The organism is Pseudobacillus sp. FSL P4-0506 (assembly GCF_038003025.1).
GTDB lineage: Bacteria > Bacillota > Bacilli > Bacillales > Domibacillaceae > Pseudobacillus.
Window position 1 is genome coordinate 1 of record NZ_JBBOOI010000003.1, and the last position, 10,639, is coordinate 10,639.

Annotated in this window: 14 protein-coding genes; 6 read left to right on the forward strand and 8 right to left on the reverse strand. The window is 37.9% G+C overall.

Going from position 1 to position 10,639, the window contains the following annotated elements; translation table 11 throughout:
• Positions 1–451: 451 nt before the first annotated feature.
• Positions 452–865 (reverse strand): DUF4275 family protein, encoded by a 414-nt coding sequence (locus tag MKZ02_RS23895; RefSeq protein WP_340856948.1) that lies wholly within the window; start codon positions 863–865, stop codon positions 452–454.
• Between the two features lie 163 nt (positions 866–1,028).
• Complete coding sequence (locus MKZ02_RS23900) at positions 1,029–1,199, reverse strand: hypothetical protein (protein ID WP_340856951.1); 171 nt, start codon at positions 1,197–1,199, stop codon at positions 1,029–1,031.
• Positions 1,200–1,300: 101 nt separating this feature from the next.
• Between MKZ02_RS23900 and MKZ02_RS23905 the strand changes: the two genes are divergently transcribed.
• Positions 1,301–1,942 carry a hypothetical protein gene (locus tag MKZ02_RS23905; RefSeq protein WP_340856952.1) on the forward strand — a complete coding sequence of 214 codons (642 nt, stop codon included), beginning with the start codon at positions 1,301–1,303 and terminating at the stop codon, positions 1,940–1,942.
• Positions 1,943–2,250: 308 nt separating this feature from the next.
• On the opposite strand, the gene MKZ02_RS23910 is transcribed toward MKZ02_RS23905, so the two are convergent.
• The 3 genes from MKZ02_RS23910 to MKZ02_RS23920 all read right to left on the reverse strand — a co-directional run bounded on the left by MKZ02_RS23910 (position 2,251) and on the right by MKZ02_RS23920 (position 4,124).
• Positions 2,251–2,814, reverse strand: coding sequence for a site-specific integrase (locus MKZ02_RS23910; protein WP_340856954.1), 564 nt, complete (start codon positions 2,812–2,814; stop codon positions 2,251–2,253).
• Between the two features lie 269 nt (positions 2,815–3,083).
• Positions 3,084–3,383 carry a hypothetical protein gene (locus MKZ02_RS23915; RefSeq protein WP_340856955.1) on the reverse strand — a complete coding sequence of 100 codons (300 nt, stop codon included), beginning with the start codon at positions 3,381–3,383 and terminating at the stop codon, positions 3,084–3,086.
• 162 nt (positions 3,384–3,545) lie between these two features.
• The gene (locus MKZ02_RS23920; RefSeq protein WP_340856957.1) at positions 3,546–4,124 is read right to left on the reverse strand and encodes a MerR family transcriptional regulator; all 579 of its coding nucleotides are present in this window, start codon (positions 4,122–4,124) and stop codon (positions 3,546–3,548) included.
• 289 nt (positions 4,125–4,413) lie between these two features.
• On the opposite strand from MKZ02_RS23920, the gene MKZ02_RS23925 reads away from it, so the two are divergent.
• From MKZ02_RS23925 to tnpC, 4 genes are all read left to right on the forward strand, one after another.
• Complete coding sequence (locus MKZ02_RS23925; RefSeq protein ID WP_340856959.1) at positions 4,414–4,836, forward strand: helix-turn-helix domain-containing protein; 423 nt, start codon at positions 4,414–4,416, stop codon at positions 4,834–4,836.
• Positions 4,837–5,414: 578 nt separating this feature from the next.
• A complete protein-coding gene (tnpA, locus tag MKZ02_RS23930; protein WP_039238169.1) occupies positions 5,415–5,729 on the forward strand; it encodes an IS66 family insertion sequence element accessory protein TnpA in 315 nt (104 codons plus the stop codon).
• A complete protein-coding gene (tnpB, locus tag MKZ02_RS23935) occupies positions 5,723–6,079 on the forward strand; it encodes an IS66 family insertion sequence element accessory protein TnpB (protein ID WP_082090092.1) in 357 nt (118 codons plus the stop codon). The genes tnpA and tnpB overlap by 7 nt, the downstream gene beginning before the upstream one ends.
• Before the next feature lie 40 nt (positions 6,080–6,119).
• Positions 6,120–7,706, forward strand: coding sequence for an IS66 family transposase (tnpC, locus tag MKZ02_RS23940; protein WP_340853857.1), 1,587 nt, complete (start codon positions 6,120–6,122; stop codon positions 7,704–7,706).
• 106 nt (positions 7,707–7,812) lie between these two features.
• Here the strand turns inward: tnpC and MKZ02_RS23945 are convergent, their stop codons facing one another.
• Both MKZ02_RS23945 and MKZ02_RS23950 read right to left on the reverse strand, forming a co-directional pair.
• Positions 7,813–8,427 carry a hypothetical protein gene (locus MKZ02_RS23945; RefSeq protein WP_340856960.1) on the reverse strand — a complete coding sequence of 205 codons (615 nt, stop codon included), beginning with the start codon at positions 8,425–8,427 and terminating at the stop codon, positions 7,813–7,815.
• 324 nt (positions 8,428–8,751) lie between these two features.
• On the reverse strand, positions 8,752–9,132 hold the full coding sequence (locus MKZ02_RS23950) for a DUF3139 domain-containing protein (RefSeq protein WP_340856962.1): 381 nt from the start codon (positions 9,130–9,132) through the stop codon (positions 8,752–8,754).
• 304 nt (positions 9,133–9,436) lie between these two features.
• Between MKZ02_RS23950 and MKZ02_RS23955 the strand changes: the two genes are divergently transcribed.
• On the forward strand, positions 9,437–9,604 hold the full coding sequence (locus MKZ02_RS23955; protein ID WP_340856964.1) for a hypothetical protein: 168 nt from the start codon (positions 9,437–9,439) through the stop codon (positions 9,602–9,604).
• 279 nt (positions 9,605–9,883) lie between these two features.
• On the opposite strand, the gene MKZ02_RS23960 is transcribed toward MKZ02_RS23955, so the two are convergent.
• A partial coding sequence (locus MKZ02_RS23960; protein ID WP_340856965.1) for a transcriptional regulator occupies positions 9,884–10,639 on the reverse strand: 756 nt, incomplete at its 5' end.

Below are 10,639 nucleotides of genomic sequence, written 5' to 3' on the forward strand. Positions count from 1 at the left end.
ACCGTACACCTCTTCTACTACTTTTAGTAACTTTAATTTCATAGATTGTTGCTCTTTTTGATTGTTGGCATATGGCTTGTAGCTCATCATTTGTTTAAACTCTTCATTGGATAACATTCTGCTTACGGTCATGGGTTTCGTCTCCTTTAGAGAAAAACAAAAAAGACGTGTTTACCGCGTAAATCGGTAAACACGTCCTTTGACTTTCTGTAAAAGGTAGACTTTTCCCTTGAAATTTACGTTTATTTATCGTAAGATACAGGCATAAATAAAGTAAGACGGGTAAAAGCAAGTGTTTACCGTGGGTGGTTCACGGTGGACGGTTATAGAGGACGGCCATCCTACTATAACGCGCTTTTGCCTTTTTTATTTTCCGTTCGATTTAATTGACTCTATTTATAGCAAACTTTCAAAATTTATACAAGTCATGATACTCTCTATAAAATTATTTTTATTTATCTGTCGTAAGAAAATACGGGCCACACTCGCTTTCATGTGTCATAATGAACGTCCATTGACCCTCCCAATCCATTACATAAAGATCCCCGTAATACATATGATCACGAATATATGGTAGTTCTTCAACTGTAAGCAATTGGGCAGTATTAAGAAGATACGCTTCATCTATGAATTGATAAAAGATTGTACATTTATGTTTTGATTGCTCTTTAAACGCTGCTATTGCTTCTTCTTTTTCCAGACATTCCACTTCTTCGGAAGCACATAAATACCATAAGAAGCCATCCATTCCAATTAGTTTTTGCTCTTCAGTTGTAAGGTGACTTGCAAAATGTTTTTTCCATTGCTCCCGTAAATAATTTCCCCATTTAGGTATCTCTACGGCTTTTAATACTTTGTGCCTCAATGTTATGCTCCTTGACCATCATTTTTCTATTACTCTTCTTACTTTTTCACAGAAAAAATTCCTCTAATGCTCTATCTACCATTTCATCATTAATGCCAATATACCGCAAGGTGATTGAGAGAGATGAATGGTCAAAGATTAGCTGCAATATCCCTGCATCTTGTTATTTTCTTATCTTCCTAAAAAAACTAAAAATTAAAACCAAGGTCAATAATACAGGAATCAGTATAAGCCAATGACTATAAGCAGCAGAGCTCAATTCATATAGACCGTATAAGTAAATAACCATCCAAGCAACAGAAACCAAAATAATAGATTCTTCTACAAAACGCATGAAAAGCCCTCCTCTTCCGATTGGAAAATATTTGAATTTTAACCATTTGATTGGTATACTTGAATTGTGATTACAAAAAGTTCAAAAAACGGAGGATAAAAATGCTAAAAAAACTTTTAATGTTGTCTTTTGTATTTATTTTTTCTCTTGCTTTATTAAGCCCTTCAGCAAATGCAGAAAAAAATGATGTAACTGATTCGGTAATGAATGACAAAAACAATGACGCAGAATATTTCATTGTAGATGAAGATGGAAATACTCTTATGTTTGAAAATAAAGAAGATTATGACAAATATAACTCCACGATGCACAATTCACCTAATAACCCTCCAAATTTGTCTACTAACGATGCTCCAACTAACAGTGAAATCACACCTTATGCTTATAAGGAAACAAAAACGCTTATTTCTTCAACCCGAAAAAACAATTTATGGGTAGGTTACCATTCTGGAACTCCTAACTGGAGCAAAGCAAGCCGTTACACATTACAGAATGGAAAAACATACTCTGTCAACGGTTCATATACTTATGAGGGTGTTCGTTTAGATATTGGATTCTCTTATTCGAAAAGTGTAACGACTACAATACCTGCAGACTCCAAAAGATATAGCAGATTAGGAGTTTGGGGAGACTTCACTTTCAAAAAATACAAGATTACTGTACATGATCCTATTGGGAAATGGAGTTATTATAAGGCAGAAAAAACGAGACACAATTATTATATACAACCAAAATACAAATAAGGTAATATATGGTTTTAATTATTATTTATTAACTCACATGATTAATTACTAAGTCAAACGAAATCTATCATGCTCTAATTCATGATGGATTTCGTTTTAGTTTATAAACCAAAGGTTTTGGAGCAACAATATTCTAATTCTTCTCATATTGTTACTGGCCTTGCAGATAGAACATTCGTGTGGATGAACGAAGAATTCACATTTATATCCAAAAAAGTTTTCACTGCTGTAAATTGTGAATACTTTTTCAAATGGTTATCTTCAATTCTTTGAACGATTTTATCATCCTCAACAGTTTAGATGAATCTTTACAAAGAGAAATCCTCCAGAACTCGATCTACCATTTCATCATTAATACCAATATACCGAAGCGTAATCGATGGAGAGGAATGGCCAAAGATCTGCTGCAACATCGCCACGTCCTTCGTTCGCTGGTAAAAATGATAGCCGAACGTTTTCCTCATGGTGTGGGTGCCAATGGCCCCTTCCACCCCGCACACGCGAGAAGCCTCGTTAATGATCCTCCAAGCCGTTTGACGTCCAATGGGTACTTTCCCCTTCCGAGACGGAAATAAGGGGTCAGAATCGGCCATATGGCGCGTATATTTCTCAATTTCTTGTTTTAACGCCGCCGACATTTTGATTTTTCGTACATTCCCCGTTTTTTTCTCGCGAATCCGCAAATGTTCCGTATTTCGGACATCCATCACCCGTAACGGCAGAATGTCGCTGATCCGCAGGCCAGAATTGATGCCAAACGTAAATAAAAAATAATCTCGGTACGATTGATGCAATAAGTACTCTTTGATCATCCGGATTTTTTCAGGGTCCCGGATCGGTTCGACACTATTTTGTCCTTGTTTGTTGGTCATATCGGGTTGCCTCCAGTTGCTATAAAGATCGATTATGTCTTATTCAACACAACTATATCATTCAATATGTCGCATTGAAACCCCTGCTAGGGGTTGACACCAAAGAAAAAACTCTTGGTAGACAAGGGTTTTCGTAGGGAAAGAAGGGGGGGGGAGCAATGCAACATAATCGCCATTATGTTGCATTAAGATGATAGTATTGATCTTTTCGTTTACTATTCATTACTAAACAGCAGTATCTATCGTATAAAGAGATAAGGACCGGAGATTTATGTTAACCATGTGTCCTTTCTCCATTTAACTATAATAATATTGAACCAAGTAACTATAGGGATAAAAAACAACAACGTTACAATCCCTAGACTGTCAAATAACCCATACAGTTCTTTATGAAATCTCTGAGCATCTATTTTATACAATATAGCTGATGCTCCACTTAAAATAATTGCATTCATAAAAAAAGCATAAAATATCAGGTGAATCTTTTTGGCTTTTTTCACCACAAAAAAACAAAATAAAGTAGAAGATAGTAAAGAAAACAAGATGATAAATATAAAAGCTAAATTCAAAAAACCCCCTCCTACATTTTAATAATCAATTGTTTTCTAACAACAGAATAAGGAAAACTATAAGCATGTAAATTTACGAGTAAAATCTAGGCACAAGCTTAACCGTTAGCATAACTTTGTGTTCATGCCCTTCTTCTCTTCTCCATTTTAGGAATAAATTAATCAACTAAATAAACGTGCAAAAAAGCCTTTTTTCTTCTCAGCTTGTCCGTTTTTTTCTTCTTGCATTAATCTTTTCACTTCTTGTGTTTCATTTAAAGCCTTCATCAACTGGCGATCCCGTGTCTCTAGCTTATCGTCTATGTACTTTTGCTGCTGGTCCAGTTTTTTCACTAATGCCTGATTAAACTCTTCTTGTTTTTGAACATTTTCTCTTAAAAACTGAAGTTCCTCTCTCATTTTCCGAAGTTCTTCAGCTAACAATTCGTCTGGACCTTTCTCTGGAAGTGGCTGAAAGGCTTCTCCACCTGTGGCAAAATAATGTTTAATCTGCTTTATAGAATAATTTTGTTGTCGGTGCATCATTTTGATGGATTTCATCTTTTCTAACGCTTTCTGGTCAAATACATTGTAGCCACTTTCATTTTTTGTTAAGGGGATATAATCACGAAGCTCTTTCACCCAATTACGAATAACATTAGGGGACTCATTTAACAAATTGGCTATTTCTTTTATCGTAAATTCAATTGGTGCTTGATTATTATCAAACTTTCCCTCACTTTGATAATCACTTTTATCCATGTTTATACCCACCTTTAAAACCTATATAAAAACCTGGTTAATTCTAATATTAAGGTTTGATATTCACTTTTATCAAGAATAATACCCTTATAAAAACCTAAGTATTTATCTGGTTACTAATTTATCAATAGAAACAATAGTTTTAAAGAAAAAAAGACAAGCCTCATTAGGAAGCTTTATTAACTTCCTGTAGTGGACCTTCTGTTAACCAACAGTTTACCTCGTACTACTAAGTGTTTATGGATGTTTTTACACAACTGTTATAAAGTGGTGCAAAGAGGTGGTTGAGGTGAATTTAGGAGAACAATTGCAGATCTTAAGAGAAGGAAAAAATATGTCTAGAGAAGAATTAGCTCAAGAAATGAATGTTTCTAGGCAAGCCGTCTATAAGTGGGAAAATAATAAAGGTTATCCCGATATTGAAAATCTCATTAAATTAAGCGAATTCTATAATATTACACTAGATGAACTGATTAAAGGAGATCGGCAGTTTCAAAAAAAAATAAACATTGATGAAAAAGAAAAAAAGTTTGAAGAGTTTTCCGATCCTGGATTTTATATAGGGATTCTACTTGTTTTTATAGGGCTCTTTACGGAATTAGGTTCTTTTTCTGTAGGACTTACTATTTTAGGTTTTTTCACTATTGTCTTTTATGATGATTTTAAAAACCTATTTCGGGATTTAAAAAAAGACTTTATAAAGAGGAGCTAGTTATTACTCTATGCTTAGAAAAATTAACGAGATCTGATTTAGATCTCGCTTTTTATTTAGTTATTGAAAAAAGTTAGAAGAGCATAAGGAAAAAGTGCCCCCACTTAATGGATAGGGTTAGGCAGAGCCTAACTTTTCAATGGGGACAAGAAAAACAGCAAAAAAAATATCGACTGTTTCAGCTTAATTCTCTTTATTTACTTTGGTTTTTATGACACTATCTCCTTTCAATGTCATTCAATTTCTCATGCAGCTTGTTATCCTCTTATGAGTGTTGTTTGACTTCTTGTAAATAATCCAACGTAACAACTACATATCGGGTACTTTTTCATGTCATGTGATATAAAAGAAAAAATAAGATGAGAAAACGAGACTTTGTAGGCAAGTTTTTGTATGGCAATTGTATGGCTTTTCTCATTTTCATGCCCCCATAAAAAAGTTAGGCTCTGCCTAACCCCACATACTATATGGGGGCACTTTTTCCTTATGCTCTTCGTAAGCGGTAAACACAGCACACCTTCTTATCTATATGATCCTATGGCATAATCCTTCCTAAGAAAAACATAGGGAGGATTATAATGAAGAAAGAAGAATTGAGGAGCTTGTGGAAAGAACGGATTCAGGCATACAGGGAAAGCGGGCTGACCGCCAGGCAGTGGTGCGCGGAGAATGGTGTTTCCACTCATCGGCTCTATTACTGGCTAAGAAGGCAGAACTCGGCTGCCTCTGCACCGGCTTCTCCTTCGGAGTGGATGAGGTTTGATGTCACCGATGGACCCGAGGATAAAGCTTCCCTTACCATAAAAGTCGGCGTATGCGAAATTGAAATTAAGGAACCTCTCAATGAAAAGCTTCTGCTCGATGTAATCCGGGTACTAGAAAGCCGATGCTAAATGCGGCCAAAGTAGACTGTGTATATCTCGCCCGTGGAAGCACCGATTTGCGCAAATCGATTGATGGACTCGCTGCGATCGTACAGGAAGGATTCCAGCTCGATCCCTTTTCTCCATGTCTGTTTGTTTTCTGCAATCGGAAAAAGGATAAGCTGAAGATTCTGCACTGGGAGTACAACGGGTTTTGGCTTTATTACCGCAGGCTGGAGAAAGGAATCTTTCAATGGCCCGATCCTTCCTCCGCCCAGCCAATGGCGATCAGCCACCGCCAGCTGAACTGGCTGCTGGACGGCCTCACCCTTGAACAAACGCAGGCACATGGCAGAGTTTCTGCGAAAATAATCGTGTGAAAAAGAGGATTTTGGCGAAAAAAGCCGAATCCTTTTTATTATGAAAAAATTGACCCTTCCCTCTCAGACAATTGAAGAATTAGAAGCGAAAAACGCGGAGCTTCAAAAACAGAATGAAGCGCTCCAAGCCAAACTGAACTGGCTGGAGGAACAATTCCGCCTGAGCCAGCAGAAGAAGTTTGGCTCTTCGAGCGAAAAAACCAGTCCCGACCAGCTCGCCCTTTCTCTTTTCAACGAAGCCGAGGCAACGGCAGATGAGAAAATCGAGGAGCCGGATGTGGAACGAGTGGTTCTGCGGACTAAGAACCGCGAGGGCCAACGGAAAGAGAAACTGGAAAACCTGCCGACAGAAACGATCCACTATCGTTTAGCTGCCGATGAGCAAGTCTGTTTGTGCTGTGGCGGAGCTGTTCATGAAATGAGCACGGAAGTGCGCCGTGAATTGAAAATCATCCCTGCCCAGGTAAAAGTAGTAGAGCATGTGCGCCATGTTTATAGTTGCCGCCAATGTGAGCGCGAAGGAACGGAAACGCCTGTCGTGACCGCAGCTATGCCTGCGCCTATGTATCCAGGCAGCCTGGCCTCTCCTTCCGCCATGGCGTATATCATGAGCCAAAAATATGTAGACAGCCAGCCTCTTTACCGCCAAGAAAAGCAATTGGAGCGTTTGGGTGTCCGCCTGCCACGCCAGACACTGGCAAATTGGATGTTATATGGGGCAAACCATTGGCTCGTGCATCTCTATGACCGAATGCACGCCCATCTTTTGAAGAATGATATCCTGCATGCCGATGAGACGAGCCTGCAGGTTCTTTCCGAACCAGGGCGTCCAGCCAGTTCGAAATCCTATATGTGGCTATATCGGACAGGATCAGACGCTGCCCCGAACATTCTGTTTGATTATCGCCAGACTCGTGCAGGCAAACATCCGAAGGCTTTCCTTTCGGGCTTCCGAGGATATCTCCATGTCGATGGCTATCAAGGCTATAATGACCTGGCCCATGTAAAGCTTGCCGGGTGCTGGGCTCATGCGCGCCGCAAATTCGATGAAGCGATCACGGCTCTGCCTTCAGAAGCAAAAGGCAAAGAGACGCCGACGGCGGCTGAAGAAGGCCTGCAGTTCTGCAATCAATTATTTGCCATTGAACGTGACACCAAGGAAGTGACGCCCGATGAGCGTAAGCTCATCCGCCAAGAGCGCAGCCAGCCAGTGCTGGATGCTTTTTCAAGCTGGCTTCGAATGCAAAGCCAGCGGGTCACACCAAAAAGTGCTCTAGGAAAAGCAATCGCCTATTGCCGGAATCAATGGCCGCGGCTGACCACTTTCTTAGAAGACGGCCGTCTGGAGATCGATAATAACCGCAGCGAGCGCTCTATCAAACCATTTGTCATCGGACGAAAAAACTGGCTGTTCTCCCAATCGATGAAAGGGGCGAAAGCCAGCGCGGTGATCTACAGTATTGTTGAAACGGCAAAGGAGAATCATCTTAATCCATTTGCTTATTTGACGTACGTTCTGGAGCAACTCCCTTTGATCGATAGAACCGATGAACAAGCGATAGACAGCCTCCTCCCTTGGTCGAAGAGCATTCCAGGGGAATGCCGGATTCCTAAGAAAACAAAATAATGACAGCACAAAGGCCCAACCGTTGTCCAGGTGGGCCCTTTTTGACGCTTACTGCTCTTCTTCTTCAAATTCAAATAAAAAAGATCTTCTTCGCGAAGATCTATCATTAGTTTGTTCGATCGCAAGAACAATTACATTTTTTACAATGGATACACGTATGACATTTTTCCTTATCTTCACAATCATTACATGTACCACAACAAGATCTGCATTTCTGGTTGTTATCTTCACCACTACAACAAATACAAAATGTTTTTTCCATACTATATTCAAGTAAAGCTTCATTTCCAGAGCCAAGGTTTGCCACAACTAGGCTTTCGAAATCCTCTACTTGAAATACCCTTGGAATCCCTGGAGGCAGGACAGTTGTAATAGGCTCAGTGCATCCTCTTGTTCGAATAATTACTTGAATCGGTTGAGCATTAAACCCACTTCCACCAGTTCGTGAAGACCTCAATATTAATAAGGTTTTATTGTGATTACAAGTAATATCTTCAATAAGGGTTTGTTCCGGACCACCTACTGACAAAAATAAACTACCGGTAAATGGATGAGTGTCAATAAAACATTTTTGTGGAACGTGAAAACCAGAATAAACGTTGTCTTCTTTATCAAAACATCTATTTACATCTTGTACTTTTAGATTTTTTAACGGTGTGTATTTTTGGGTAGTCCCACACCTTGTAATAAAAGCTTTCTTATTACCCTTCTTTTTAGCCAAAAAAACACCTCTATTTTTTGTTAATCTATTCATGGAACTCTTTTTTGTATGGGTGTTTAAAAGAGTGCAATAAGTATTTTAAGGTTATTTAATATACAAATTTAGACTTGCTAAAGGGATAGTAAATAAATGTTCCACGCACGGAAATGTATTTGCAAAAAAACTAAAAAGCTCCCTAGTTAGGGAGCTCTTCTTGATTAACATAATCTTCGATATGGGAAATGAAAAAAGGTCTTTAAAAAAACCCGTTAGTTAATTTCTTAATTTATTACCCATATTATCTTCATTAATTAGCATAAATATGAAAAGGAATGCTGTCGTTCGTTACTCTTCGATTTTTTCATGTTTCAATTCTTCATAGTTTTCGTATTTCATGGTATCCGGATCCCCATATCCTGCATATCCTGCAAATTCTACTTCTCTTTCTTTGGTTATATAGTATACATATTGATTTTTAGGTTCGTCCGCATATACAACATAAGCGTAGTAGTATAGATAATTTTCTCCTCCTAAAGGATTATCATCGAAAAAAGTGACTTTTTCTACATCAGATTTCGAGAAGCCTCTTTCTTTATGTAAGTACTCATTTAAAGCCTTTTTGGCAACTGTTTCTTCATTTTTTAGCTTATTATCCCAGTAAAAATAATAAACTCCTGAAGTGATTAATAATAAAGTCAAAACACTAATAAAAAATTTTTTCCCCATTGGATAAAACCCTTTCATGTAATTTTGTACAATTATACAAATAAATGGAATAAAGAGGAATTAGAAGTATTCGAAATACAGATTACCTTATGAACAAAATTACGCTAAACTTCTCGTTCATGTATAGTTTATACACATTTAGTTCACATAACACTACAACAAGGAAGTTCTTGTTTTCTCCAAACCATTAATTTGTCAACGTTCCTCGTTTTTCATTAGCCTTCTTCCTTTGTAAAAATTTGCTTTATTAACCATTTTAAGTAAAACTTGTATAAAAAATAATAAGTGAGAGGGAGATAAAAGTATGGAGATACCAATTCCTTTAGCAATAATCATTGGTCTTGTTTTTCTCTTTATTCAATACGCTATTATCGAATTAGCTGTAAAAAGAGGAATAGATGCATCTGAAACAAAGGATTTATTAAAAGAATTAAAAGACAACGTTAAAGATAATAAGAAAAAGAAAGAATAAAATTTTAATTCATATTGGACTGCCTTTATAGCAGTCTTTCTTGGCTTTCATGACCAAAATCAGCCGCAGCTAATTTGATCTCTTATCCCCTATGCTCTCAAATCCTACATACTTATCTACTCCCTATCTTTCCCGCCCATATTTACTATCTATCCCACTCTATGAGGAAAGATAAGTGAGTTATTTATAGTCCTGCCGAATGATCATGACAGAGACGATCTTATTGCCTTAAAGGTAACTTTAACAGCCTTAAAGGCTCCTGGTTTTCAGACAGGATCATTAAGATTCCATGTAGGCTTTAAACTGTGTAAAGATTGGATCGTTATTCATGATTTCTCTTCTCTTTTCAATGGTCATCATGTTTCGCAGCGTGCCAAAGAAATAGGCATGAAAAGAGCCTTTAATACGTCTGTGTTTATGAGAAAAAATCGATTCTTTAAAAGCTTGAATGACTAACTCTGTTAATTCCTCTAAAGGCGTGTTTAAACGAGTGATACGATAAGCCAGCATGGCTTTGCCCCATAGCTTATAGATTTCCTTTGCTTGTCCAAAGAATGGTTTAACGGCCAAAATAAAGCTCTTTGGAATATGAGAAGGCGTAAAGCTTTCATCTAAAACAGGTTCTTCCTTACGTATATATTTATTAAAAGATTTTTTTAATGGTAATGAATAGGTAGGAACTTTTTTTGCCTCTTCGTCCTTAGAGCCATAAGGGATTTCGGCGTTTTCTGTTTGGAAATCTGCTTGGAAATCACTTAGATTTAGCAGTTCTTCCCAGTATGAAAAATACGGGTGGTCCACAAATAAATGGACTGGTGCACTCCGTCCGTTTTGCTTCGTGGATCTCCGATACACGGTAAACAGCACGCCATGTTCGCGCAGCTTCTTTGCTACGTTGCGGATGGTTCTGTCAGATATATCGTGTCGATCAGCTAAATAGTCATCTTTTGCGAAGAAAAAGCCACGCTCTGAAGACAGCCAGCACATCATGTCGATGGCCTGGCGTGTTTCTTTCTTTAATCGATAATACGAATC